The following is a 24974-nucleotide window of genomic DNA, read 5'->3' as shown; positions in this document are numbered from 1 at the left end:
GGGCGGCGTCCGGGGGTCAGGCGGCGCGGCGGGCGGCGGCGTTCGGCCGCAGGTCGCGCCAGTTCTCGGCGATGTAGTCCAGGCAGGACACGCGGCCGCGCGGGCCGTGCACGACCTCCCAGCCCGCCGGGACGGGGATGCCGGACGGCCACAGCGAGTGCTCGCCCGCGGCGTTCACCAGGACGGTGTAGTTCTTGTCCGGGTCGTCGAAGGGGTTGGTCATCTCGGTCTCCCTCAGAGCACCTGGGCCAGGCCGGCCACGGTCGGAGTGTCGAAGAGCGTGTTGATCTTCAGTTCCACACCCAGCTCGGCGCGGATCCGGTTGAGCAGGCGCATCGCCAGCAGCGAGTGCCCGCCCAGGTCGAAGAAGCTGTCGTCGACGCCGACCTCCTCGACGCCGAGCACCTCCGAGAACGCGCGGCAGAGCGCCTCCTCCTTGGGGCCGCTCGGCGCGCGGGACGCGCCCGCGGTCTCGAACTCCGGCTGCGGCAGCGCGGTCCGGTCGAGCTTGCCGTTGGCCGTCAGCGGCAGCCGCTCGACGACCACGAACGCCGCGGGCAGCATGTACTCGGGCAGGCGGGCGCGGACGCGCTCGCGGATGGCGCCGGTGTCCGGCTCGCCGTCCTCGGCGACCAGGTAGGCGACCAGCCGGACGTCACCGGCCTTGACCTCGCGGGCGACGACGGCGACGTCGGCCAGGCCGGGGTGCCCGGAGATCGCGGCTTCGATCTCGGCCAGCTCGACCCGGAACCCCAGGATCTTCACCTGGTCGGTGGCGCGGCTGACGAACTCGATCTCGCCGGCGGTGGTGCGGCGCACCAGGTCGCCGGTGCGGTACAGGCGGGAGCCCGGGGCGCCGAAGGGGCTGGCGACGAAGCGCTCGCCGGTCAGGTCCGGGCGCCCGGCGTACCCGAGGGCGACGCCGACCCCGCCGAAGTAGAGCTCGCCGACGGTGCCGTCGGGCACCGGGTCGAGCCGCTCGTCGAGCACGTGCAGCTCGACGCCGTCCATCGCGCGGCCGACGGGGACCACCGGGCCCGGCGTGTAGGGCGCGGTGATCGCGGAGGTGGTGCTGAACACCGTGCCTTCGGTCGCGCCGTACATCGCCCGCACGACCAGGCCGGGGTTGACCTCGAGCACGCGGGCGACCGCGGTGGGCGCGATCACGTCGCCGCCCGTGAGGACCTCGCGGACGCCGGCGAGGCTCTCCGGCGCCTCCTCGGCCACGACCCGGAACAGCCCGGCCGTGAGGTGCACGCCGGTGATCGCGTGCTCGGTCAGCAGCGCGCCGAGGGACGGGATGTCGAGCTTGCCCTCGGGTGCGACGACCACCGTGCCGCCGTGCAGCAGCGGCACCCAGATCTCGTAGGTCGACACGTTGAACGCGTGCGGCGCGATGAGCAGGACCCGCTCGTGGTGGCCGCTGTCCCAGGTGGAGTCCAGCGCCAGTGCCAGCGCGTCGGTGTGGCGCACGGCCACGCCCTTCGGCTCGCCCGTGGAGCCCGAGGTGTACATGACGTACGCCGGGGCGTTCTCGTCCAGGGTGACCCCGGGCGCGGTGACGGGCTGCTCCGAGAGGTCCTCGGAGGCCAGCACGACGTCGGCGACCGACGGGATCCCGCGGCCCTTCGACGCCTCGTCCGTGACGAGGATCGTGGCCTTCGAGTGGTCGATGATCCACTGGCGGCGATCGGCCGGGTAGGCCGAGTGGATCGGCTGGTAGAAGGAGCCGGCCTTGAGCGCGGCCAGGAATGTGACGACCACGTCGGCGCTGCGCTCGAGCAGCACGGCGACCGGGACGTCCGGGCCGGCGCCGAGGGCGGCGAGGCGGTGCGCGAGCCGGTTGGCCCGCTCGTCGAGTTCCCGGTACGTCAGCGTGCGGTCCGGGCCGGACACCGCCACCGCATCGGGGGTTCGGGCGGCCTGCGCGGAGAACGCCTCATGAACGGACCGGGCCATGATCACCACTCCAATTTCCTCGAATCCTGCAGCGCCGGTTCCGACGCTAACCACGGGCGCGGCGGGCCACGTCTCCGTCTTTGCGGGCTTGGATCCCTTGGCAGGCAAGGAGAATCCAGGTATTTCGGGCAGGGCGGCGGGGCCGCGGCTCCTCGCCGCGGCCCTGCCGCCGATGCTCCTCAGGCGGCCTGGCCGGCCGCGCCGTCGGCGGGCTGGAGCGCCAGCACGCGCTGCACCAGCTCCGGGTCCATCAGCGCGGTCGGCGGGTCGATCAGCCCGGCCACGCGCATGAACGCCTTGACGATCTCCTGGTCCTTCGACGCCGCGTACTGCAGCAGGCCCATGAAGGCGTTGCCCTGTTCGATCTCCGGGGTGCGCTCGCCTTCCACGCCGGGGAAGGCGAGGTCACCGCTCGCGGACACCGCCCACGGCGCGTCGACGACCTGGCCGATGTCGCGGAAGTAGGCGTACTGGTCGACTTCGCCGGCCCGCAGGTGCTCGCGCAGGGTGAACGCCTCCCAGGCGGCGACGCTCATGCCCTGGCCGTAGACCGGGTTGAAGCTGCAGATCGCGTCGCCGAGCACGAGCAGGCCGGCCGGGAACTCCGTCAGGTGCTCGTAGCGGCGGCGGACGCTGGCGGGGAAGCCGAAGGACGTCGCGTCGTCGAGCGGCTCGGCGTCCTTGATGCCGTCGTAGACGTCCGGCACCGGCAGCGACTTCGCGAAGGCGAGGAAGCCCTCGGGGTCGGTCGGCGGGTGGTCGCCGAGGATGCCGGTGAGCGACACGATGCAGGTGTCCTCGTCGGCCAGGCCGAAGAAGGCACCACGCGGGTGCTGCGGCGAGGCGACCGGGTTGATCGACCAGGTGTCGGTGAACGAGCCGGGCGGGCGGCGGTAGAACCGCGTGGTGTAGGCGAGGCCGATCTTGACGCGGTCCTCGGTGGGCCGCGCGTAGCCGAGCTGCTCGAGCCAGGCCGGCGTCCGCGACCCGCGACCGGTGGCGTCGAGGACGAGGTCGGCGCGCAGCACCTTTTCGGTGCCTTCCGTGTCGCGCACCCGCACGCCGATCACCCGCGAGTTGTCCGAAGCGGACACCAGGCCGAGGATGTCGTGCTGCTCCAGGTAGGTCACGTTCGGCAGCGCGGCGACCCGGGTGCGGACGTGGTTCTCCAGCACCGGCCGCGTCGGCGTCACCGAGACCAGCCCCGTGTGGGTGTAGGGCAGGCGCAGCCCGTTGAAGTACCAGCGCATCTCGCCCAGGTCGCCGACCGGGGCGCCGCTGGCGCGCACGTCCTCGGTGAACCCGGGGAAGAAGTCTTCGAGCACGCGCTGACCACGCGCGTGCAGCCCGTGCGCGTGCCGGGTGTGCGGGGTGCCCCGGCGCGGGGTGGTCACCCCGAGCAGGACGTCCCGGTCGAGGACCAGGACCTCCTCGTAGGACTCCGACAGCACCCGGGCCGCCAGGCTGCCGGCCATGCTGCCACCCAGGACGACGGCGACCCTTCCGACCTGTCCGGCCATGTGCCGGCCTCCTTGTGTGAGAGTTCGTGAACCAGGCCACCTCCCCCGCGGCGGCCTTGCCCAGCCTCACATCCCGCACCGGCACCGGACGTCTCATGGTTTGCCTGCCCGGCGGCCCGGAGAACGCTCGAAGAAATCGGCGGACGGCACCGACCTGGAACGCCGAAGGGGATCCCCGCGGAAAGCGAGGATCCCCTTCGGCGCAGGACCGCCGTCAGCTCGGGAAGGTGCCGCTCGTGACGTTCACGAACGTGCCCGTGATCGCGCCCGCCCGGTCGGAGGCGAGGAACGTCGCCGTGGCCGCCACTTCGGCCAGCGTCGGGGACTTCTTCGTCATCCGCATCCCGTCCAGGTGCTGCAGGAGCCCCTGGAAGGCCTCGTCGTCCATCTGCGGGCCGCCGCTGAACGCCGCCAGCTTCTCCGGGGACAGCGTCTCCGGGAGGCCCGCCGTCCAGATGCCGAGCACGCGGACCCCGGCCGGCCCGAGTTCGGCCGCGAGGTTGCGGAACAGCGTGTCGACCGCCGCGTCGGCCGGGCCCGTGGCACCCATCATCGGGCTGCCGTTGGCCGAGCCGCTGTTCAGGCCCAGGATCACGCCCGAGCCCTGCTCGGCCATGTGCCGGGCGGCCGCCCGTGCGGTGAGGTAGTTCGTGGTGAGCCCGGTGAGCACCGGCCCGGTCACGTCTTCCGCGATCATGTCGACCAGCGGGGTGCCCTGCACGTCGCCGCGGGTGATCAGGTTGATCGAGATGTCCAGGCTGCCGCTCTCGGCCACCACCGCCTTGGCGTGCCGTTCCACCGCGGCCTCGTTGAGGGCGTTGACCACGTTGGCCTTCGCCCAGCCGCCGGCGTTGGTGATCTCCTTGACCACCGGGGTGAGGTTCTTGCGGGTGCGTCCGGCGCAGTAGACCCGGGCGCCTGCCTTGGCGAACGCCTTCGCCACTTCACGGCCGATCGATCCACCGGCTCCGTAGACGATGGCGTTCTTGTTCTCCAGGGACATCGAAATTCCTTTCCTGTTCCACGCGTGCACGGTGCACACGGAAGGCCTGGCCCCCAGCCATCGCGTCGACCCGGCCGCCGAACGGCGGAATCGGGTCGGCTGTCGAGCACATGGTTGTGCCATTGCGACGCGGGCCGCATCTCCCGAAATGCGCTCACCGCCTGCACTCGGGCGTATCGAAGTTCAGGCGAAAGAAGGAATTGACTACTCCGTATGCGTGCTCTTCGCCAGGGTTCAGCTGGGGAAGATGCCGCTCGTGACGTTCACGAAGGTGCCCGTGATGGCACCGGCCTCCGGCGCGGCGAGGAACGCCGCGGTCGCCGCGACCTGGGCGAGCGTGGGCGACTTCTTGGTCATGCGCATGCCGTCGAGGTGCTGCAGCAGACCCTGGAACGCGGCGTCGTCCATTTGCGGCGCGCCGCTGAAGGCCGCGAGCTTCTCCGGGGACAGCGTTTCGGGCAAACCGGCCGTCCAGATACCCGCGACGCGGACGCCCGCCGGGCCGACTTCGGCGGCGAGGTTGCGCACGAGGGTGTCGATCGCGCCGTCGGCGGAACCGGTCCCGCCCATCATCGGGCTGCCGTGCGCGGATCCGCTGTCGAGCGCGAGGATCACGCCGGAGCCCTGCTCGACCATGTGCCGGGCCGCCGCGCGCATGGTGATGAAGTTGGTGGTCACGCCGGTGACGACCGGGCCGGTGAAGTCCGCGGTCTTCATGTCGATCAGCGGGATGCCCTGCACGTCGCCGCGGGTGATCAGGTTGATCGAGACGTCCAGGCTGCCGCCCTCGACGACCACCGTCTTGGCGTGCTCCTCGACGGCCGCCTCGTCGAGCGCGTCGAGCACGTCCACCGAGGCCGAGCCGCCGTCCGCCTCGATCTCGTCGGCCACCGCCTGCAGCTTCTCGAGGGTCCGGCCGACCAGGAACACGTGCGCGCCGTCGGCGGCGAACGCCTTGGCCACCGCCGCACCGATCGAACCGCCGGCGCCGTAGACGATCGCGTTCTTCTTCTCGAGCGACATCGCTCTCTCCTCCGCGTCTTGTCGCGTGCTGTGTTGCCCGCGTTGTCGGACATTGAGACGCACGCGTTCGCGAAAACTCATCGCCCCGCCCGGAGGAGATCGGGTCAGAGCGTGAGCGGGAGACCGAAGGCCGGGAAGAGGTGGGGTTCGAAGGAGGTGATCTCGACGATCCGGCCACCCTCGACGCGCAGCACGTCGAGTACCTGGGCGCGGTAGACGGTGGTGCCGGGGCGGCGCAGGTAGCCGGCCGCCGCGGGCTGGCGGTTCGCGAAGGTCGGCAGGTGCTTCCAGGTGCCCTGGAAGTGCGGCGACGCGGGGTCGATCGACGGCTTGATGAACGCCATCATCGCGTCCCGGCCGACGAACCAGAACGGGTTCGGCGGCATGGTCAGCACCACGTCTTCGCTGAGCAGTTCGGCGACCACGGCGGCGTCGGCCTGGTCGGCCGCGTCCATGTAGCGCTGCAGGATCTCCCGCTCTTCGCTGGTCGGGCGCGCCGAAGCGGTCCAGTCGGACCGCCGCTGCGGCAGGTGGCGGCGCAGGGCGGGCCGGGCCCGCTGCAGGGCGCTGTTGACCGAGGCGACGCTCATGTCCAGCTGCTCGGCGGTGTCGGCGGCCGGCCAGCCCAGCACGTCACGCAGGATCAGCACGGCCCGCTGCCGGGGCGGCAGGTGCTGGATCGCGGCCAGGAAGACCAGCTCCATCGTTTCCCGGGACACCACGGCGCCATCGGGCTGGACCTCGGTGGAGGCGACGTCTTCCAGCAGCGCGTCCGGGTAGGGCTGCAGCCAGGTCACCCGGGCCGGCGCCTCCGCGGTGCCGTTGTCCATCCCCGGCACCGGCTCGTAGCGCTGCGGGCGCCGCTCGTTGCGGCGCAGGAAGTCGAGGCACGCGTTGGTCGCGATGCGGTACAGCCAGGCCCGGAAGGTCGAGCGGCCCTCGAAGGCGTCCCGCCGGTTCCAGGCCCGCAGGAAGGTCTCCTGCACCATGTCCTCGGCGTCGTCGTACGAGCCGACCATCCGGTAGCAGTGCACCTGCAGCTCGTGGCGGTACGGCTCGACGAGCCCGGCGAAGTCCCATTCGTCCCCCGAGCGCACGGCGGCCGTGACGACGTCGTCCTCGCCACCGGATTTCGTCACGCCGTCGTCCGTGACGCCGTCGGAGCCGGTTTCCGTCACGGCCGGGGACGTGACGTTTTCCGGCGGGTTCACCGTCACGCGGGCGGGCGTGACGTTTCCGGCGGTCTCTTCCGCGGAGGCGTCCCTGGCCAGCTGCGCGATCCGCCGCAGCCGGCCGACGGTCGAGGCGAGGTCGGTGACGTCGGTGTAGAACTCGTCGGGCAGCTGCGGCGCGAGCCGGCGCACGCGCTGCTCGATGTCCGCGATCAGCGCCGGCACCGCCGTGTCGGCGCTCGGCTGCCGCCGCTCGCGGTAGGCCTTCTGCCGGCAGGCCGGCGAGCAGTACTTGGACGTGCGGCCGCGGCCGCCCTCGCGCGCGGGCAGGGGCTTGCCGCAGCTGGGGCACCGGCCGTCAGTCACGGCCCCGAATCTACGCAGCCGGGTTGCCTGCCGCCACCGGACCACGTCTCTCGTCGTGCGCCCTGGGTGCCGTGGTCCGCCCGCACCGCAGAAATGGAGGCGCCACCAGGTTTTCCTCCCGATCATCCTCGTATGCGGGCGAGCCGGGCCAGGCCGACCCATCCCCTGCGAAGGAGAACAAGCCCATGGCGACGAGCGTCCCGATCTCGGAGGCGGACTACCTCCGGATCCTCATCCACGGCCACACCGCCTTCGAACTGCTGCGCACGGGTCTCGAATTCGACCTGTTCCAGAAGCTCGAAGACAGCGGCGGCCTGGACCTCACCGAGACCGCGGAGGCGCTCGGCGTCGAGGAATACCCGGCGCGCGTGCTGCTGCTCGGGCTGGCGTCGCTGCTGCTGATCGAGAAGAAGGACGGCAAGTTCGTCAACGCCCCGATCGTGCGCCGGAAGCTGCTGAAGGACGGCGAGCGGTTCCTCGGCCCGCTGATCGACATCCAGGACAAGATCATCAACAAGACCCTGGTCGACTTCGCCGAGTCGATGCGGCAGAGCACCAACGTCGGCCTGCGGCACCTCGACGGCCCCGGCGACACGCTGTACTCGAAGCTCACCGCCACGCCGGACCTGCAGAAGGTCTTCTACGACAACATGGGCGACGCTTCGAACCGCGCGTTCGAGCAGTTCCTGGAGTACTACGACTTCAGCGGGATCAAGCACGCGATCGACATCGGCGGCGGCGACGGCACCAACTCGGTCAAGCTGGCCGAGCGCTACCCCGAGCTCGAGATGACCGTGTTCGACCAGGAGAGCGTCACCCGGCTCGCCGCGGACAAGATCGAGGACCCGTCCGTCCGCAAGCGCGTCCACTTCCACCCGGGCGACATGCTCGCCGACCGGCTGCCGGAGGGCGCCGACGCGATCCTGTACTTCCACATCTACGAGATCTGGTCGCTGGAGCGCAACACGGAGATGCTGCGCAAGTGCTACGACGCCCTGCCCGAGGGCGGCACCGTGCTGGTCTACAACTTCGTCTCCAACGACGAGGGCACCGGCGCGCTGTCGGGCGGGCTCGTCTCGCCGTACTTCCTAGCGCTGGCCTCCGGCGAGGGCATGACCTGGTCGGCGGCGGACATGGAACAGTCCGTGCGCGACGCCGGCTTCTCGCGGGTCGAGCGGTTCGCCGACCTCGGCTTCAGCCACGCCCTGGTGGTGGGCCACAAGTAGCCCGGAGCCCGATCCGGGCGAGCCGGAACCGGCTCGCCCGGATCTTCGGTGTCCTTGCCCGGCGCCCGCCGCTCGCGGGACGAATGAAAGAAGGCCGATGAACTTCCCCGAACCCGTCGCCATCATCGGGATGGCTTGCCGTTTCGCCGCGGGAATCGAGTCACCAGAGTCGTTCTGGGCCCTCCTGCGCGACGGTGGCGACACCGTCGGCGAGCTGCCCGCGGACCGCTGGGAGTGGCACGCCGGCCAGAGCCGCGAGCACGCCGCGGTGGTCCGGGACGTGACCAAGCGCGGCGCGTTCCTCGACAACGTCAAGGAGTTCGACGCCGACTTCTTCGACGTCACGCCCCGCGAGGCGGCCCTGATGGACCCGCAGCAGCGGATCACGCTGGAGCTGGCCTGGGAGGCGCTGGAGCACGCCGGGATCCCGCCGCGCTCGCTCGGCGGCACGGACGCCGGGGTGTTCATGGGCGTCGGCGCCGACGACTACGGGCGGCGGCTGCTGGAGGACCTGCCCCGGATCGAGGCCTGGACCGGCATCGGCAGCTCGTTCTGCGCGGTCGCCAACCGCGTGTCGTACGTGCTGGACCTGCGCGGCCCCAGCATGGTCGTGGACACGGCCTGCTCCTCGTCCCTGGTGTCGATCCACCTGGCCGCCCAGGCGCTGCGCTCCGGCGAATGCCCGGTGGCCCTCGCCGGCGGCATCCTGGTGATGGCCGGCCCCGGCCTCTCGGTCGTGCTCGACGCGGCCGGGGCCACCTCCCGCGACGGGCGCAGCAAGTCGTTCGACGCCTCGGCCGACGGCTACGGCCGTGGCGAGGGCGGCGGCGTAGTCGTGCTCAAGCTGCTCAAGGACGCCCGCCGCGACGGCGACCGCGTGCTCGCGGTCGTCCGTGGCAGCGCGGTGCAGCAGGACGGCAAGACCAACGGCATCATGGCGCCCAACGGCGAAGCGCAGGCGCACCTGATGCGCCGGGCCTGCGACGCCGCGGGCATCGACCCGGCGACCGTCGGCTACGTCGAGGCGCACGGCACCGGCACCAGCGTCGGCGACCCGCTCGAAGCGGGCGCCATGACCGCGGTGTTCGGCGCCGGCCGCCCACCCGGCGAGCCCTGCCTGATCGGCTCGGTCAAGCCGAACGTCGGCCACCTCGAAGCCGGCGCCGGCGTCGCCGGGGTGATCAAGACCGTGCTGGCCCTGCGGCACGGCGAAATCCCGGCCAGCCTGAACTTCACCACGCCGAACCCGAAGATCCCCTGGGACACCTCGGGCCTGCGCGTGGTCACCGAGCACACGCCGTGGCCGTCCGGCGCCACGCCGCGCCGCGCCGGGGTGTCCGGGTACGGCTACGGCGGCACCATCGCCCACGTCATCCTCGAGGCGGCCGATGACGCCGACACCGAGGCCCGGCCCGCCGTGGCGGCCGGGACGCCGAAGGCACTCCCGCTGTCCGGGGCGACCGAAGCCGCCGTCGCGAAGTACGCCGGGCGGCTGGCGAACTGGCTGTCCCGCCACCCCGACACGACGCTGGCCGACATCGGGTACACGCTCTCCCAGCGGCGCCAGCACCTCCCGTACCGCGCGACCGTGACCGCCGAGAGCACCGGGACGCTCCGCGCGAAGCTGACCGACTTCGCGGCGGGCACCGGCGGGACGTCCGGGCGCGCGCTGCCGGAGACGGCCCGCCAGGACCTCGTCTGGGTCTTCTCCGGGCACGGCTCGCAGTGGACCGGCATGGCCCGCGAACTGCTGGCCACCGAACCGGCGTTCGCCGCCGTGATCGACGAGATCGAGCCGGTCTTCCGCGCCGAGCTGGGGATTTCCCCGCGCGCGACCATCGGCTCGGACGACGCGCAGCCGGTGGACGTCATCCAGCCGATGATCTTCGCCGTCCAGGTCGCCCTGGCCGCGCTGTGGCGCGACCGCGGCGTCCACCCCGACGCCGTGATCGGGCACTCGGTCGGCGAGATCGCCGCGGCGGTCACGTCCGGCATGCTCACCCTCGAGCACGGCGCGCGGCTGGTCTGCCGCCGGTCCGTGCTGCTGCGGCAGGTCGCCGGCCGGGGCGCGATGGCGATGGTGAACCTGCCGCCGGACGAGGCCCGGCAGCGGCTCGCCGGCCGCACCGACGTCGCCGTCGCGGTCGCCGCCGCCACCGGCTCGACCGTGTTCTCCGGGGACATCGACGCCGTCCAGGAGCTCAGCGAGGAGTTCGGCGCCGAAGGGCTCGTCGTCCGCCGCGTCGACTCCGACGTCGCGTTCCACAGCCCGCACATGGACCCGCTGCTGGACTCGCTCGCCGCGGCCGCCGCCGACCTGCCGCCGACCCCGGCCGAGATCCCGGTGTACAGCACCGCACTGGCCGACCCGCGTTCGGAGGCGCCGCGCGACGGCGCCTACTGGGCGACGAACCTGCGCGGGACCGTGCGGTTCGCCACGGCCGTCGCGGCCGCGGCGGCCGACGGCTACCGGCTGTTCGTCGAGGTCTCGCCGCACCCGGTGGTCGAGCACTCGATCAACGAGACCCTCGACGAGCTGGGCGTCACCGACGCCGTCGTGACGCACTCCCTGCGGCGCAACCGGCCCGAGCGCGAAACCCTGCTGGAGAACCTCGGGGTGCTGTACTGCGCCGGCGCCGGCGTCGACTGGGCGGCGCACTGGCCGGACGGCTCCCTGGCGGATCTGCCGACCACCGCGTGGCAGCGCAAGGAACACTGGGTCGACGACTCGGTCGGCCGGTCGTTCCTCACCGAGCAGCACGACCTCGACAGCCACACGCTGCTCGGCGGCCGGATCAACGTGCACGGCGCGAACCCGGCGCAGGCCTGGCTGACCTACCTGGACCGCGACTCGCGGCCGTACCCGGGCGACCACCCGGTGCGGAAGGTCGAGATCATCCCCGCCGCGGTGCTGCTCAACAGCTTCCTCACGGCCGCGGCCACGGCCAAGGGCGCGTGGCACGAGCTCTCCGACGTCGCGCTGCGCGTGCCGGTGAGCGTCACGCGGCCCCGGCACCTGCAGATCGTGCTGCAGGACGGCGCGTTCCGGCTGTCGTCGCGGATCATCGAAGACGGCGACGAGGGTGACGACAAGGGCTGGGTCACCCACACCACCGCGTCCGTCTCGCCGTTCACCGGCAAGATCCGCGGCCAGCGCTCGGAACCGCACACCACCGAAGACCTGCCGACCGGGTACGTCATCGACCGGCTCGCCACCCTCGGCGTCGCCGCGATGGGCTTCCCCTGGACGGTCGAGGAGATCCGGCGCGGCGAGGGCACCCTCGTGGTCACGGTGAACACCGACCCCGGCTCCGACGAGCTGCCCGAGACGTGGGCGCCGCTGCTCGACGGCGCGCTGTCGGCGGCGTCGGTCGCCTTCGGCGGCCCGCCGATCCTGCGGATGCCCGCCCACATCCACCGCGTCACCCTCGCCGGCCAGTCGCCGTCGCGGGCGCGGGTGACCGTGCGCGTGGTCGCCGACGACACCGTGGACGTCGAGATCGCCGACCTCGACGGCACCGTCGTCGGCCGGCTGTCCCGGCTCCGCTACGGCGTGCTGGACAGCGAGGCCGGCGCCGTGACGAGCCCGCGTCAGGTCGTGCACCGCCTGGCCTGGCGCCCGGCCGAGGGCACGGCCGCCGGCCCGGCGCTGAACCTGGTGCTGGTCGGGCCGGACTCGCCGGTGCTGCGGCGGGTCACCGCGGGGCTCGACGCGCTCGGCGTCGCGCACCTCGTCGCCGCCACTCCCGAGATCCTCCCGGCCAGTGTGCTCGGCCGGGAGCACACCCTGCTCGTGGTGCCCCCCGCGGGCGCGTCCGGCGACGCCGCCGCCGAGGGGTCCTGGCTGCTCGCCCGCACGGCGCAGCGCGTCGCCGCGACCGGCGAGGCGAAGCCCGCCCACGTCTGGTGCCTCACCGAAGGCGTCCACGAGAGCGCGGACGCCGCCTCGCTCGGCCACGGCTCCCTGTGGGGCGTCGGCCGGGTGATCGGCGGGGAGCACCCGGACCTCTGGGGCGGCACCGTCGACATCGGACAGTCCGAAGAGGACATTCGCGGTCTGGTCGACGTGCTGCGCACGATCCGCGGCGAAGACGTCGTCGTCGTCCGCGACGGCGCGGGCTCGGTCGCGCGCCTGCACCGGATCGAGGGCGAACCCACCCGGCCGCGGCTGGAGAGCCGTCCGCACGCGACGTACCTGATCACCGGCGGGCTCGGCGCGCTGGGCCTGGAGGTCGCGCACTGGCTGGCCGACCGCGGGGCCCGGCGGATCGTGCTCGCCGGCCGCCGCGGGCTGCCGCCGCGGGCCCGCTGGGGCGAGCTGACCGACGAGGCCGAGATCGCCGCCGTCGACTCGGTGGTCGCGCTGGAACGCCTGGGCGTCACCGTGTTCCCGGTCGCCGTCGACATCGCCGACGCCGGCGACGTCGCCGCGAAGCTCTCGCCGGAGGCGCTCGGCCTGCCGCCGTTCCGCGGGGTGGTGCACGCCGCCGGCGTGCTCGACGACCGCACGCTCGGCCGGCTCGACGAGGCGTCGCTGCGCCGCGTCATGCGGCCGAAGGTCGAGGGCGCGCTGAACCTGCACCGGCTGTTCCCGCCGGGCTCGCTGGACTTCTTCGTGCTGTTCTCCTCGTGCGGGCAGCTGCTCGGCCTGCCCGGGCAGACCAGCTACGCCGCGGGCAACGCGTTCCTCGACGCACTGGCCGCGCACCGGCGTGCGGACGGGGACACCGGGGCCGCCAGCTACGCGTGGACGTCGTGGCGCGGACTGGGCATGTCGACCTCCACCGCGGTGATCGACGCCGAGCTCGCCGCCCGCGGCACCGCCGACATCAGCGCCACCGAGGCGTTCGGGGCGTGGGACCTCGCGGCCCGCCACGACCTCGGGTACGCCGTGATGCTGCGGACCCTGCCCGCCGAGCCGGGGATGCGGAAGCTCGCGCTGCTCTCGGAGCTGCCCGAGGAGACCGCGGCCGGGGCGACGGCCGCCGACCTGGTCGACGTCCCGTGGGCCGGGCTGACCGGCGGCGAGCTGACGGCCGCGGTCACCGGGGAGATCCGCAAGCAGGTCGCGGCGGAGACCGGCCTGTCGCCGTCCGAAGTGGACTCGCGGCGGCCGCTGATCGAGATGGGCCTCGACTCGGTGATGACCGTGCGGATCCGGCGGGGGCTGGAGCGGCGCTTCCGGTTCGCGCTGCCCGCGACCTTGTTCTGGGACCGCCCGACCATCGAGGCGGTGGCCGCGCTGCTGACCGAGCGGATGGCCGAGGAGACTGGGGAGCCTGAATGAGTTTCGAGGGTTTCGTGCCCTGGCCGGAGGACCTGGCCCACGCCTACCGGGCGGCCGGGGTCTGGCCGGGCCGGACGATGGGGTCGTACCTGTGGGAGTGGGCGGAGACCCGGGGTGACCGGGTCGCCGTCGTCGACGGGGCGACCCGGCTGACCTACCGCGACCTCGCCGTCCGCGCGGACGCGCTGGCCGCGGGGCTGGCCGGGCGCGGGCTGGCGCGCGGCGACACGGTGCTGGTGCAGTTGCCCAACACGTGGGAGTTCGTGGTCGTCACGGCGGCCCTGCTGCGGCTGGGCGTCGTCCCCACGATGATGCTGCCCCCGCACCGCGACCACGAGCTGACCGCCATCGGCAAACACGTGGGGGCGCGCGCCCTCGTCGTGCCCGGCACCTGGCGCGGCTACGACCACCAGGAGCTGGCGTTCCGGGTGGCCGCGGCGCTGCCCGGGCCGGCCGAGGTGCTGGTGGTCGGCGACGACGTGGCCGGCGGCGCCGTCGACGTCCGGGCTCTGCTTTCCGCGGACGGCGACGTCGAAGAACGGCGGCGGTGGCTGGACGAGCACGGGCCGTCGCCGTCGGACATCGCGGTGTTCCTGCTCTCCGGCGGCACCACGGGCGTGCCGAAGGTGATCAGCCGCACGCACGACGACTACCTGTTCAACATCGCCGGTTGCGCGCGGGCGTGCGCGTTCGACGCCGAGACCGTGTACCTCGCGGTGCTGCCGGCCGGGCACAACTTCCCGCTCGCCAGCCCCGGCCTGCTCGGCGCGCTGCACGCGGGCGGCCGGGTGGTGCTCTCGGCGTCACCACGGCCGGAACCGGTGTTCGCGGCGATCGAGGCGGAGCGCGTCACGGCGACCTCGGCGGTACCGGCCGTCGTCCTGAAGTGGATGGACGCGGCGGCCACGCTGAAGCCGGACCTGTCGAGCCTGCGGTACCTGCACGTCGGCGGCTCGATGCTGGCCCCCGACATCGCCGAGCGGATGGCGCGGACCCTCGACTGCCGGCTGCAGCAGGTCTACGGGATGGCCGAGGGCCTGATCTGCTACACCCCGCCGGACGCGTCCGACGAGGTGGCGTTCGGCACGCAGGGCCCGCCGGTCAGCGCGTTCGACGAGCTGCTGATCGTCGACGAGGACGGTGCGCCGGTGCCGCCGGGCGGGACCGGCGAGCTGCTGACGCGCGGCCCGGGCACCCCGCGCGGCTACTTCGGCGTCCCGGACCAGAACCGGCTGTCGTTCACCGAAGACGGCTGGTTCCGCACGGGCGACCTGGTCCGCCTCACCCCGGAGGGCCACGCGGTGGTCTGCGGCCGCGTCAAGGACCTGATCAACCGCGGCGGCGAGAAGATCTCCGCCGGCGAGGTCGAAACGCTGATCCAGGAGCTGCCGGAGGTGGCGGAGGTCGCCGCGGTGCCGGCCCCGGACCCGGTGTACGGCGAGCGGGTCTGCGTGTTCGTCCGCTTCCACGGCGGGTGTTCGCTGTCCCTGGCGGAGATTTCGCGTCTGCTGACGGAACGCGGCCTGGCGGCGTTCAAGATCCCGGAGCGCCTCGAGGTCGTGGCCGCCCTGCCCCACACGGCGGTCGGCAAGGCGGACAAGAAGGCCCTGAAGGCCCTCCTGGCGGACCTGGACACCCTCCCCCGCGCGGCTTGAGTTTCCTCCGGGCCCCGCGACCACCCACCGGTCGCGGGGCCCCGCCGTGTCGTCCCCTCAATCACGCGTGGTGCCTCCTCCATCACGCGTACCGGAACGGTCGGCTCGCGTACCCCGAGAGTCGGCCTGCGTACCCAGACAGTCGGATCCCCAGCCGACCTTTCAGGTACGCGGGCCGACCCTCCAGGTACGCGGTCCGACTCTCCGGGTACGTGATTGGGGGGTCGACACGGCAAAGCGAAGGCCGCCGGCCGGGTTCAGAGGGGACCCGGGCGGCGGCCTTCGCGGAGTGACCGTCGTGAAAGAACGGTCAGGCGGCGCGACCGGTGGCGCGGCGCGCGGTCTCGGCTCCTTGGGCCGCGATCACCGCGGCGTCGAAGTTCGGGGCCTGGCCGACTTCGGGGACGTACTCGGCGTGGACCACCGTGTCCGCGGCGTCGACCACGAACACCGCGCGGGCCAGCAGGCGGAACTCCTTGATGACCACGCCGTAGGCCAGGCCGAACGCCAGGTCGCGGTGGTCGGACAGGGTCCGGACGCCGTCGACGCCCGCCGCGCCGCACCAGCGGGCCTGGGCGAACGGGAGGTCGACCGACACCGTCAGCACCGACGCCTCGCCGAGCTCGGTCACCGCTTCGTTGAAGCGGCGCGTCTGCATGTCGCAGACCGGCGTCTCCAGCGACGGGACGACCGAGATCACCCGCGTCGTGCCGCTCAGCGAGGAGAACCGGACCGGGGCCATGTCGTTGGCCAGCGCGGTGAAGTCGGGCGCCTGGTCGCCGACGGCGACCGCCGGGCCCAGCAGCGTCACCGGGTTGCCCCGGAACGTCGTGACGCCGGTGCGTTCGGTGCTCGTCATGCCCGCCCCCTCAGCCCTTGACCGGGCTGGTCTGCTGGGACACCACGCGCCACTCGCCGTCGACCTGCGCGGCGACCCACGTGCCGCGGACGGTGCGCTCGGCCGGCACCGCGGTCTCGCCGTCGTAGAGCACGCCGCCGTCGGTGATCACGACGGCCACGCCCGGCTCGAGGACCTTGACGTCGATCGGCTCGGTGACCAGCTTGGTCCCGGCGAGCGTCGCGCCGAAGGCGTCGGTGAAGAACGCCAGGATCGCGTCACGCCCGTTGATCTGCTCGTCGTCGACGAGGATGCTGCCGTTCTCGGCGAACGACTCGGCGAACGCGGCGGCGTCGTTCGCGTCCCAGGCGGCCCGCGCGCGCAGCTGGGCGGTCAGCGCGGCGCTCTCCTCGCCCTGGGTGAACTTGCCGTAGTAGGTGGCCCACTGCTTGGCCCCCGCGACGAGGGACGATGCCTTCTCGGACATCCGGCTCTCCTTGGCTGGTCAATTGGCTCGAATCTCCGTGGCCAGCATTCCGGGGAACACCGCGTCCGGGCATCTCCTCTCCTGCGGGAAAAGGCGGGGCAACCGCGGCAACGCAGGAGAGGTTTCCGGCCCGGTGCGCGTGTGACCATAAAGCTCGTATGGGCCGATCGTATCCCTGCCCGTTGGTTGGCCGACCGATCGAAGGAGAAGCAACAGTGTCCGCACCCACTTCTGACGACCAGGCCAGGCTGGACGACTACTACGGGCCCTTCACCTCCGAAAAGGAAAAGGAAGCCCTCGACGTCCCGCTGCGGCTGATCGCCGCCTGGAGCAAGAACGACGGCTACGGCGTCGCCAAGGCCTTCACCGAGGACGGCATCCTCATCCTGCCCGGTGACGTGCTGAAGAAGGGCCGCGACGAGATCGGTTCGTTCATGGCGGCCGCCTACGCCGGGCCGTTCAAGGGCACGGGCGTCACCGGCAAGCCGGTCAACCTCCGGTTCGTCTCGGACACCGTCGCGCTGATCCGCACGCACGGCGGCATCCTCGCCCCGGGCGAGACCGAGATCGACGAGGAACTCGCCGTCCGGTCGACCTGGGTCGTCGTCAAGCGCGACAACGAATGGCAGCTGGCCGTCTACCAGAACAGCCCGCGCGGCTCCGGCGCCACCCTCCGCTGGTAACACGAAACGAACCAGGAGATCATTGTGCCGACCAATTCGTGGGGCGATGCCACCGCGATCCTCGCCGCGCACGGAGTCACCGAGGACACCTCTTTCTACCGCGAATTCACCAGCGCGGACGAAAAGGCCGTCCTCACCGTTCCGCAGCGCATCCAGGACGCCTGGCTGAAGAACGACCCGGACGTGTTCGCGGACGTGTTCACGGCCAACGGCAGCCTGCTGCTCCAGGACAACCAGCTGACCAGCCAGGACGAGATCCGCGCCTACATGCGCGCCGGGTTCTCGGGTCCCCTCAAGGGAGCGCACGTCTACGGCTGGCCGCTCGAGGTCAAGTTCCTCGACGAGAACGTCGCGATCGCGGTCACCGAGGGCGGGATCATCCGCGCCGGTGAGTCCGAGATCGCGCCGGAGAACCAGATCCGCGCGGTCTGGGTGGTCGTCCGCAACGCCGACGGCGACCTGAACCTGTTCTCGCACCAGAGCAGCCCGGTCAAGGGCTGAGCACCGACGCCGTGCAGGCCACCTCGAGGAACTTGAAGTTCCTCAAGGTGGCCTGCACGGCATTCTGGGAGATGGCGGACGACGCCTCCGGGACTAGCGTCCCCAGCGGGCCCGTCCGGCCCACCCGACGGCCGAAGAGCGGGGGATTTCGATGACCACGGCCCTTTCCACCGGCGACCCCGTCGACCCGGCGAAGGCGCGGCCCTTCCCGTCGGTCGCGCGCTACGAGAAGGCACTCGCCGAAATCCGCGCCGCCGCGGCCGCGTACTACGCCGGCCCGGACGTGCTCATGGACGACGACGCCTACGACGCCCTGCTGGCCCGCGCGATCGCGACCGAGGCCGCGCACCCAGCGTGGAAGGCTCCGGACACCCCGACCGAGGCCGTCGGCGCGGGCGTCGCGCCCGGGACCGAAGTCCCGCACAGCACGCCGATGCTGGGCCTGGACAACGTCTTCGACACCGAGTCGCTGCGGAAGTGGGCGGCCCGGCTCGAGCGCGTCCTCGGCCACCCGGTCGCGGCCTACACGGTCGAACCGAAGCTGGACGGCCTCGCCGTGGCGGCCCGCTACTCCCGCGGCCGGCTGACGCTGGTCCTCACGCGCGGCACCGGGACGATGGGCGAGGACGTCACCACCCGCGCGATCCAGGCCAAGGGCCTGCCCGCGAAACTGTCCTCACCCCGGACGATCGAGGTCCGCGGCGAGGTGTTCATGACCGACGAGGACTTCGCCACGGCCAACGAGCTGCGCACCGGCCACGGCGAGCCGGCGTTCGCGCACCCGCGCAGCGCCGCCGCCGGGACGCTGCGCGCGATCGATCGCGCCTACTCCGCGCCGTTGTCGTTCGTCGCCTACTCCGTGCAGGGGATGGCCGACGACGAAACGCACTCGGAAGCCATGGCGCGGCTGGAAGAGCTGGGGGTCGCGACGACGGCCGCGGCCAAGCCCGCGCTGAAGGTGTGCCGCGGCACCGAAGAGATCGAGGCGGCGGTCGCCGAGATCCGGGACCTGCGCGGCTCTCTCGGCTACGGCGTGGACGGCGCCGTCATCAAGGCCGACCGGCCCGAGGACCGCGCCGCCGCCGGTGCCTCGACCAAGGCGCCGCGCTGGGGCGTGGCCGTGAAGTTCCCGGCCGACACCCGCAGCACCCGGTTGCTGGCCATCGACGTCCAGGTCGGGCGCACCGGCGTGATCACCCCGGTCGCGACGCTCGAGCCGGTGTTCATTGACGGCGTGAAGGTCGTCTCGGCGACCCTGCACAACTTCGACGACCTCGAGCGCCGCAACGTCCGGGTCGGCGACACCGTCTTCGTCCGCCGGGCGGGCGACGTGATCCCCGAGATCACCGGCGCCAAGCTCGACGAGCGGCCCGAGCACGCCAAGCCGTTCACGCCGCCGGAGGTCTGCCCCGACTGCGGGTCCGCGATCGACCGTTCGCAGACGCGCTGGCGCTGCACGGGCGGCCGGGTCTGCGGCGCGCGGAAGATCCTCGCCCACTACGCCACCCGCGAAGCGATGGACATCGAGGGCATGGGCGGCAAGATCATCGACCTGCTGGTGGCCGAAGGGCTGGTCGCGGACCCGGCCGACCTGTACGACCTCGACGTGCCGCGGCTGGCCGCGCTCGACGGCCTCGGCGAGATTTCCGGCGGCAAGCTGGTCGCGGCGATCGAGCTCACCAAGCGCCGGCCGCTGTCGAGCCTGCTGACCGGGCTCGGCATCCGGATGGCCGGGCGGGCGGTGTCGCGGCGGCTGGCCCGGCACTTCGGCTCGATGGACGCGCTGCTGGCGGCCACGCCCGAGCAGCTGCAGGAGGTCGAAGGCGTCGGCCTGGAACGGGCGGTCACCATCGCCGGCGAGCTGGCCGAGCTCGCCCCGGTCATCGCGAAGCTCCAGGACCGCGGCCTGACCATGACCGAGCCGGACTTCGCGGCCCCGGCCGCCGCGGACGCTCCCGCCGCCCTCCCGCTCCGCCGGCCCGACGGCGCGCCGATGCGGGTCGTGGTGACCGGCGCGGTGCCCGGGCTGAAGAACCGCGACGAAGGCAACCTGGCCGTCGAGCGGCTCGGCGGCACGGCGTCGGGCTCGGTGTCGGCCAAGACGGACCTCGTGGTCGTCGGCGACGGCTCGGGCGGCAAGGTGGACAAGGCGCGGGCCCTGGGCGTCCGGATCCTGCCCGCGGAGCGGTTCGCGGAAGTCCTCTCCGCCCACGACGCCGGAGACGACGGGCGGGCCGCGGAAATCCTCGCCTCCTAAAAGCGGAAACGGACAAAAGGGCCGTCACCGGAATTCCGGTGACGGCCCTTTTACCGGACCTCAGCGGAAATGGATGTCAACCCGGTCGAGCGCGGTGACGGAAGCGTCATAGGCACCCAGGGTGCACTGCACCGCCGCACAGTCGACCGCCACGTCGACGCCGTCGCCGATATTGCCGACGTAGTTCTTCTGGGCCACGATCGTCGTGTACGCAACGCCGTTGGCGTCACTGTGGACTTCGACGACCGTCGCCGGGTTGCCGGCGCAGCCGGTCGGCACCCAACCGCACTCGCCGACCCAGAACGTGCTGTTCGGGGGCAGCCCGACGACCACCGCCGCGACGGTGGCGTTGGCGGACAACGCGAACGTCGGCGCCGCGAAGAGGTGCACCGTCGACGCGGCCGAGGCCGAGGCGACGGGTGCGGCCACGGCCGTCAGCCCGGCGGCCACCGCCGCCACGGCCGCGATCCGGCGGATTCTCGTACGCATGGAAGAACTCCTGTCGTTCGACAGCGATAAGGAAACGGAAAAGTCGGACCCCTGCCCGGATCGTACGGTAACGCGGGTGTTGCCCCGACATTTCCGGAAAAGCACAGCAATGATTTGTGCGTTCCGCATGAATCGAGACGCCTGCTGCCCGCCGTTACCGCAAACTCGGCTGGAGTACTCCCGTGGAGGTCGAGCCATGCATCTTGCCGCGCCGGTGGCGCCGATCGCGCCCCATCCCCTGTTGCTGTTCTTGCTGGGCCTGCTGGTCCTGCTGACCCTGGCCAAGCTGCTCGGCCGCCTCGGCGAGCGCTTCGGGCTGCCGTCCGTCGTCGGTGAGCTCGTCACCGGCATGTTGCTCGGCCCGTCCCTGCTGGGCCACCTCGCGCCGGGCATCTCGAACTGGCTGCTGCCCACACAGCCGGCCGAGCAGATCCACCTGATCGACGCGGTCGGCCAGTTCGCCGTGCTGCTGCTGGTCGGCATCACCGGCACGCACCTCGACACGCGCATCCTGCGCCGCCGGGGCCGGGTCGCCGCCACGGTGAGCCTGTTCGGCCTGCTGGTGCCGCTGGGGCTGGGCATCGCGCTCGGGTTCGTGCTGCCCGGCTCCCTGCTCGGCCAGAACTCCGAACGCTGGGTGTTCGCCCTGTTCATCGGGGTCGCCATGTGCGTCACGGCGATCCCCGTGATCGCCAAGACCCTCACCGACATGCGCCTGCTGCACCGCAACATCGGCCAGCTGACCCTGGCGGCCGGGATGATCGACGACGCGGTCGGCTGGCTGCTGCTATCGGTGGTCACCGCGGCCGCGACGGTCGGCGTCACGGCCGGCGTCGTCTCGCTGTCCGTGGGCTACCTGGTCGGGTTCGTCGCGCTGGCCGGGACCATCGGGCGCGTACTGGTGCGGAAGCTGATGGACCTCGCCGCCCGCCGGGAGGAGCCGGGCCCGGCGGTCGCCATGGCGGTGATCATCCTGCTGGCGTTCGCCGCCGCCACGCACAGCCTCGGGATGGAACCGGTGTTCGGCGCGTTCGTGGGCGGCATCCTGATCGCGCAGTCGCGGGCGGCGCAGGCGAAGCTCGCCGCGCTGCGCACGGTGGTGCTTTCCGTGCTGGCGCCGCTGTTCCTGGCCACGGCCGGGCTCCGGATGGACCTGACCGCGCTGTGGCACCCGACCACGGCGCTGGCCGCGCTCGCCCTGCTGGCGCTGGCCATCATCGGCAAGTTCGCCGGCGCCTACGCCGGCGCGCGGCTCAGCAAGCTCAGCCGCTGGGAAGGGCTCGCACTCGGCGCGGGGATGAACGCCCGCGGGGTGATCGAGGTGATCGTGGCGCTGACCGGCCTGCGGCTCGGCGTGCTCAACACCGCCACCTACACGATGGTGGTGCTGGTCGCGATCGTGACGTCGGTGATGGCGCCGCCGCTGCTGCGGCTGTCGATGCGCCGGGTGGCCCGCACCGAGGACGAGCGGCTGCGGCAGCTCGACCACGAGCAGTGGCTGGGTCACTCACTGTCCACACCGGACATCGCACAGCAGCGCAAGGCCGCTTGAAGGGTCCACAGAGGACAGACACAATAGAAGGGGGCTTCCCGCACCTGGTGCGGGAAGCCCCCTTCTGTTTGCCTCAGAGCATGTCGGCCAGGCCGGCGTACCCGCCTTCGGCCAGCCGTTCGCCGGACGTCGTCGCGTACGCCGCGTCGGCCTCGATGCCCAGGCCCTCGACCATCCGGTTCATGAAGTTGAACAACGCGCAGACGAGCACCGCGTCGTGCAGGGCCCGCTCGTCCCAGCCCGCCGCGAACACGGCCTCGGCGTCGGCCTCGGTCATCCGGGACGGCGTGCGCGTCAGCTTGCCCACGTAGGCCAGGACCGGCTTCAGCTTGTCGGCGACCGGCGCGCTCTCCAGGTCCGCCACGGCCGCCGTCAGGACGCCTTCCGGCACTCCGAACGCCTCCGCCGTCACGGTGTGGATGCCGTGGCAGTAGTCGCAGCTGTTCACGCCGGAAACGTAGGCCGCGATCATTTCCCGTTCCCCCGGCGAGAACGGCGATTCCCCGCGCAGCAGCGTTTCGTGGAACGCCAGCAGGTGCCGCGCCGGGCCGGGGTAGGACTGGAAAACCTGGAGGAGCGTCGTTTCAGCCGGCAACGACTTCAGATACGACATCGGGATCTTCCTTTCGGTCGGCGAGCCGGTCGATCTCGTCGCGGCGGATCCAGCAGGCCGTCAGGTACGCCCGCGCCGCCGGACCGGCGTCCGGCACGGCCCCCGCGATCCGGTCGGCCGAGTTCGCCCACTCCTGCCGCAGCGCCCCCGCCTCCGGCCGTCCCGGCTTGGCGTCGACCAGCGGGCGCCACGCCCGCCACTGCGCCAGCCCGGCCGCGGTCAGCCCGGCCAGGTCGGCCGTGAAGACGCCGTGGCGGGCCCGGTCGACCGCCTGGGTGACCAGTCCCGGGTCGTCGGCCAGGCGGGCGAAGCCGAGCCCGGCGAGCAGCCGGTCCGGCTCCAGGCCCAGCAGGATGACCCCGACCTCGGTCCCGGGCGGGGCGTCGACGTCGGGCAGGGTGAAGCGCGAGTCGTAGGGCTCCTGGTCAGACACCGGCACCCACCTTCGCTCTGACCGGCGCCGCGACGGGAGCCTCGCCGCGGAGGCTGCGCGCGATCGACTCGGCGACGCGGGCGGTGGCGACGCGGTGGCCGTCGATGTTGCGGGCCGCCGGGCCGAGCACCATGCCCGCGGCCGCGCCGACCACGGACACCCGGGGGGCGTACGCGTAGGCCAGCGTGCGCTCGTCGAGCTCCGGCCAGCCGTCGCGCTCGCCGACGACCTCTTCGGGCATCAGCCCGCGACCGGTCTCCGGCGTGGTGCCCAGCGCGAGCACCGCGCAGTCGCCGGCGACCCGGCGTCCCCCGGCCAGCCGCAGCACGGCCGTGCCGCCGGCCCCGGCCGTCACCCCGGTGATCGCCTCGCCGCGGTGCACCACCAGGCGCCCCTCGGCCTCGGCCCGCTCCAGCTGCGGGCGGAACTCGAACATGATCGACGCCCGCCGGAACTCGGCGATCAGCCGCAGCCGGTCCGCCCAGCCGACGTTGCCGATCCGGGCGCGGCCCTCGGGCCGGAAGAACTTCGAGTTGACGTCGGCGCACTGGTAGCGCTCGCCTGGCTCGCGGACCACCCAGTGCACCTCCCGGCCGGCCTCGAGGGCGTTCGAGATCAGGTGCGCCGAGGTCAGTCCGGCCCCGACGACCACCTGCCGCTCGCCGGCCGCCGGAACCCGTTCGTCCCAGTGGGAGACCCCCGGTGGCGCGGCCCCGCCGCCCCACCACTCTTCGGGCGCTTCACGCCGCTCCTCGCCGGGGCAGAGCACGACGTGGCGGGCGGTGACCGGGCCGCGGTCCGTGCGCACGGTGACGCGGTCGTCCGCCGGGAGGACCTCGCGGACCGTGGCCCGCCAGGTCTTCTCCGCCACCCCGTGGGTGTCCACCAGGTGGTCGCAGTAGGCCTCGAAGACGTCGACCGGCACGACCGAGCGGTGCCCGGCCTGCGCCATCCGGACCTCCCGGCGCTCGACCGGCGTCAGCCGCCCCCAGTGCAGCCGCGCGAAGTCGAGCAGCTCACAGTCGCGGTAGCCCTCGACGCCGGGGTGGTGCTCGTACGGCGAGCGCAGCACCCGCTGGCCGAGCAGGTCGACCCGGCCGAAGAACCGCCCGCACGGCCGGCCGGCCCGGTCGAGCACGACCACGTCGGACACGCCGTGGTGCCACAGCGCCGACGCGACGGCCAGCCCTGCCGGGCCCGCCCCCACGACGACGACGTCGGCCCGCTCCGGCGGCACCGCCCCGCGACCGGGGACCGGCGCGGCGGGCAGCCGCGGCCAGTCCCGGCCCCGTGGCGACTCGAGCAGGTGCGGCCCCGGGACGAAAGTGGTGCTCACGAGGCCCCCCGGCGTCCGATCGGCATCCGGCTCAGCCGATCACGGTGACCGGGACGATGAGCTCGACCATCGGCCGCCGGGCCATCCCGTTCGTGACGAGCTCTTCGAGCGTCTGCTGGGACTGCTCCATGCTGTCGGTGGCGATCGGGCTGTACCGCGAGTAGGAGTAGGCCGGCTTGCGGGCGCTGGTCTCCATCTCGTAGACCTTGAGCACGGCCTCCCCCGGGCGGACCTCGCCGCCGTAGAAGGTCAGCCGCCGCTGGTCGGGCGTCATGAACGACTTCGAGAACTGCCTCGACATCACCAGCGACTCCGGGTCGTTGACGAACGTCGACTCGTCGTCCATCACGACCTGCATCGCGACCCACGTCTGGTCGGTCAGGTTGGTCTCGGACTTGATGATCTGCCAGCGGCCCGGTTCGGGCAGGTTGACGCTGACCGAGACGTCGTGGTCGGTGGTGTCGATGGCGCCGGAGATCATCAGCACCCTGCGGCGGACGTCGGCGACCCCGGCCATCTGGATGTCCCGCGCGCGGACCCGGCCGGATACATCCAGACCGGCGAATTCCGGTGA

20 protein-coding genes are annotated in these 24974 nt (G+C 72.5%); 7 read left to right on the top strand and 13 right to left on the bottom strand.

Annotated features, from left to right (window positions below):
• Positions 1-16 precede the first annotated feature (16 nt).
• The 6 genes from ACLJQE_RS27130 to ACLJQE_RS27105 all read right to left on the bottom strand — a co-directional run bounded on the left by ACLJQE_RS27130 (position 17) and on the right by ACLJQE_RS27105 (position 7043).
• Entirely contained in the window at positions 17-223 is a 207-nt protein-coding gene (locus ACLJQE_RS27130) for an MbtH family protein (protein ID WP_410642198.1), read from the bottom strand.
• Positions 224-234: 11 nt separating this feature from the next.
• Complete coding sequence (locus tag ACLJQE_RS27125) at positions 235-1959, bottom strand: amino acid adenylation domain-containing protein (protein WP_410642197.1); 1725 nt, start codon at positions 1957-1959, stop codon at positions 235-237.
• A 179-nt stretch (positions 1960-2138) separates the two neighbouring features.
• A complete protein-coding gene (locus tag ACLJQE_RS27120) occupies positions 2139-3479 on the bottom strand; it encodes an FAD-dependent oxidoreductase (protein ID WP_410642196.1) in 1341 nt (446 codons plus the stop codon).
• A gap of 214 nt (positions 3480-3693) precedes the next feature.
• Complete coding sequence (locus ACLJQE_RS27115) at positions 3694-4482, bottom strand: SDR family NAD(P)-dependent oxidoreductase (protein ID WP_410642195.1); 789 nt, start codon at positions 4480-4482, stop codon at positions 3694-3696.
• A 234-nt stretch (positions 4483-4716) separates the two neighbouring features.
• Positions 4717-5505: an SDR family NAD(P)-dependent oxidoreductase gene (locus ACLJQE_RS27110; protein WP_410642194.1), complete on the bottom strand. Its 789-nt coding sequence runs from the start codon at positions 5503-5505 to the stop codon at positions 4717-4719.
• 104 nt (positions 5506-5609) lie between these two features.
• The gene (locus ACLJQE_RS27105) at positions 5610-7043 is read right to left on the bottom strand and encodes an RNA polymerase subunit sigma-70 (protein ID WP_410642193.1); all 1434 of its coding nucleotides are present in this window, start codon (positions 7041-7043) and stop codon (positions 5610-5612) included.
• Between the two features lie 185 nt (positions 7044-7228).
• Here ACLJQE_RS27105 and ACLJQE_RS27100 point away from each other — a divergent pair, with 185 nt between their 5' ends.
• The 3 genes from ACLJQE_RS27100 to ACLJQE_RS27090 all read left to right on the top strand — a co-directional run bounded on the left by ACLJQE_RS27100 (position 7229) and on the right by ACLJQE_RS27090 (position 15211).
• The gene (locus tag ACLJQE_RS27100) at positions 7229-8269 is read left to right on the top strand and encodes a methyltransferase (protein WP_410642192.1); all 1041 of its coding nucleotides are present in this window, start codon (positions 7229-7231) and stop codon (positions 8267-8269) included.
• Positions 8270-8366: 97 nt separating this feature from the next.
• Positions 8367-13556 (top strand): type I polyketide synthase, encoded by a 5190-nt coding sequence (locus tag ACLJQE_RS27095; protein WP_410642191.1) that lies wholly within the window; start codon positions 8367-8369, stop codon positions 13554-13556.
• Positions 13553-15211, top strand: a complete 1659-nt coding sequence (locus ACLJQE_RS27090; RefSeq protein WP_410642190.1) for a (2,3-dihydroxybenzoyl)adenylate synthase — start codon at positions 13553-13555, stop codon at positions 15209-15211. The genes ACLJQE_RS27095 and ACLJQE_RS27090 overlap by 4 nt, the downstream gene beginning before the upstream one ends.
• 310 nt (positions 15212-15521) lie before the next feature.
• Here the strand turns inward: ACLJQE_RS27090 and tpx are convergent, their stop codons facing one another.
• Both tpx and ACLJQE_RS27080 read right to left on the bottom strand, forming a co-directional pair.
• A complete protein-coding gene (gene tpx / locus ACLJQE_RS27085) occupies positions 15522-16070 on the bottom strand; it encodes a thiol peroxidase (protein WP_410642189.1) in 549 nt (182 codons plus the stop codon).
• A 10-nt stretch (positions 16071-16080) separates the two neighbouring features.
• Complete coding sequence (locus ACLJQE_RS27080) at positions 16081-16536, bottom strand: SgcJ/EcaC family oxidoreductase (protein WP_410642188.1); 456 nt, start codon at positions 16534-16536, stop codon at positions 16081-16083.
• 215 nt (positions 16537-16751) lie between these two features.
• Here ACLJQE_RS27080 and ACLJQE_RS27075 point away from each other — a divergent pair, with 215 nt between their 5' ends.
• The 3 genes from ACLJQE_RS27075 to ligA all read left to right on the top strand — a co-directional run bounded on the left by ACLJQE_RS27075 (position 16752) and on the right by ligA (position 19977).
• Positions 16752-17219 carry an SgcJ/EcaC family oxidoreductase gene (locus ACLJQE_RS27075; protein ID WP_235190988.1) on the top strand — a complete coding sequence of 156 codons (468 nt, stop codon included), beginning with the start codon at positions 16752-16754 and terminating at the stop codon, positions 17217-17219.
• Between the two features lie 24 nt (positions 17220-17243).
• Positions 17244-17720, top strand: a complete 477-nt coding sequence (locus ACLJQE_RS27070; RefSeq protein WP_410642187.1) for an SgcJ/EcaC family oxidoreductase — start codon at positions 17244-17246, stop codon at positions 17718-17720.
• 151 nt (positions 17721-17871) lie between these two features.
• Positions 17872-19977 (top strand): NAD-dependent DNA ligase LigA, encoded by a 2106-nt coding sequence (gene ligA / locus ACLJQE_RS27065; RefSeq protein ID WP_410642186.1) that lies wholly within the window; start codon positions 17872-17874, stop codon positions 19975-19977.
• A 60-nt stretch (positions 19978-20037) separates the two neighbouring features.
• Here the strand turns inward: ligA and ACLJQE_RS27060 are convergent, their stop codons facing one another.
• Entirely contained in the window at positions 20038-20466 is a 429-nt protein-coding gene (locus ACLJQE_RS27060; protein WP_410642184.1) for a neocarzinostatin apoprotein domain-containing protein, read from the bottom strand.
• Between the two features lie 196 nt (positions 20467-20662).
• Between ACLJQE_RS27060 and ACLJQE_RS27055 the strand changes: the two genes are divergently transcribed.
• Entirely contained in the window at positions 20663-22018 is a 1356-nt protein-coding gene (locus ACLJQE_RS27055; RefSeq protein ID WP_410642183.1) for a cation:proton antiporter, read from the top strand.
• 73 nt (positions 22019-22091) lie between these two features.
• Here the strand turns inward: ACLJQE_RS27055 and ACLJQE_RS27050 are convergent, their stop codons facing one another.
• From ACLJQE_RS27050 to ACLJQE_RS27035, 4 genes are read right to left on the bottom strand one after another with little or no spacing between them, the layout of a single operon-like run.
• Positions 22092-22631 carry a carboxymuconolactone decarboxylase family protein gene (locus tag ACLJQE_RS27050; protein WP_410642182.1) on the bottom strand — a complete coding sequence of 180 codons (540 nt, stop codon included), beginning with the start codon at positions 22629-22631 and terminating at the stop codon, positions 22092-22094.
• On the bottom strand, positions 22603-23064 hold the full coding sequence (locus tag ACLJQE_RS27045; protein WP_410642181.1) for a DUF6187 family protein: 462 nt from the start codon (positions 23062-23064) through the stop codon (positions 22603-22605). Before ACLJQE_RS27045 ends, ACLJQE_RS27050 begins: the two co-directional genes overlap by 29 nt.
• The gene (locus ACLJQE_RS27040; protein WP_410642180.1) at positions 23057-24400 is read right to left on the bottom strand and encodes an FAD-dependent oxidoreductase; all 1344 of its coding nucleotides are present in this window, start codon (positions 24398-24400) and stop codon (positions 23057-23059) included. The genes ACLJQE_RS27045 and ACLJQE_RS27040 overlap by 8 nt, the downstream gene beginning before the upstream one ends.
• Positions 24401-24431: 31 nt before the next feature.
• Entirely contained in the window at positions 24432-24917 is a 486-nt protein-coding gene (locus ACLJQE_RS27035) for a DUF6423 family protein (protein WP_410642476.1), read from the bottom strand.
• Between the last annotated feature and the right edge of the window lie 57 nt (positions 24918-24974).

It is taken from the genome of Amycolatopsis sp. lyj-346 (genome assembly GCF_046548975.1).
GTDB lineage: Bacteria > Actinomycetota > Actinomycetes > Mycobacteriales > Pseudonocardiaceae > Amycolatopsis.
The sequence above is the reverse complement of the archived record's forward strand: the minus strand, read 5'-3'. Positions and strand labels throughout refer to the sequence as shown.

What these genes read in the sequence shown, in the direction of transcription:
- ACLJQE_RS27125 (WP_410642197.1), bottom strand. Translation starts at nt 1,959, where the DNA reads ATGGCCCGGTCCGTTCATGAGGCGTTCTCCGCGCAGGCCGCCCGAACC.
- ACLJQE_RS27130 (WP_410642198.1), bottom strand. Translation starts at nt 223, where the DNA reads ATGACCAACCCCTTCGACGACCCGGACAAGAACTACACCGTCCTGGTG.
- ACLJQE_RS27080 (WP_410642188.1), bottom strand. Translation starts at nt 16,536, where the DNA reads ATGTCCGAGAAGGCATCGTCCCTCGTCGCGGGGGCCAAGCAGTGGGCC.
- ACLJQE_RS27120 (WP_410642196.1), bottom strand. Translation starts at nt 3,479, where the DNA reads ATGGCCGGACAGGTCGGAAGGGTCGCCGTCGTCCTGGGTGGCAGCATG.
- ACLJQE_RS27055 (WP_410642183.1), top strand. Translation starts at nt 20,663, where the DNA reads ATGCATCTTGCCGCGCCGGTGGCGCCGATCGCGCCCCATCCCCTGTTG.
- ACLJQE_RS27110 (WP_410642194.1), bottom strand. Translation starts at nt 5,505, where the DNA reads ATGTCGCTCGAGAAGAAGAACGCGATCGTCTACGGCGCCGGCGGTTCG.
- ACLJQE_RS27115 (WP_410642195.1), bottom strand. Translation starts at nt 4,482, where the DNA reads ATGTCCCTGGAGAACAAGAACGCCATCGTCTACGGAGCCGGTGGATCG.
- ACLJQE_RS27090 (WP_410642190.1), top strand. Translation starts at nt 13,553, where the DNA reads ATGAGTTTCGAGGGTTTCGTGCCCTGGCCGGAGGACCTGGCCCACGCC.
- ACLJQE_RS27060 (WP_410642184.1), bottom strand. Translation starts at nt 20,466, where the DNA reads ATGCGTACGAGAATCCGCCGGATCGCGGCCGTGGCGGCGGTGGCCGCC.
- ligA (WP_410642186.1), top strand. Translation starts at nt 17,872, where the DNA reads ATGACCACGGCCCTTTCCACCGGCGACCCCGTCGACCCGGCGAAGGCG.
- tpx (WP_410642189.1), bottom strand. Translation starts at nt 16,070, where the DNA reads ATGACGAGCACCGAACGCACCGGCGTCACGACGTTCCGGGGCAACCCG.
- ACLJQE_RS27050 (WP_410642182.1), bottom strand. Translation starts at nt 22,631, where the DNA reads ATGTCGTATCTGAAGTCGTTGCCGGCTGAAACGACGCTCCTCCAGGTT.
- ACLJQE_RS27100 (WP_410642192.1), top strand. Translation starts at nt 7,229, where the DNA reads ATGGCGACGAGCGTCCCGATCTCGGAGGCGGACTACCTCCGGATCCTC.
- ACLJQE_RS27095 (WP_410642191.1), top strand. Translation starts at nt 8,367, where the DNA reads ATGAACTTCCCCGAACCCGTCGCCATCATCGGGATGGCTTGCCGTTTC.
- ACLJQE_RS27035 (WP_410642476.1), bottom strand. Translation starts at nt 24,917, where the DNA reads ATGGCCGGGGTCGCCGACGTCCGCCGCAGGGTGCTGATGATCTCCGGC.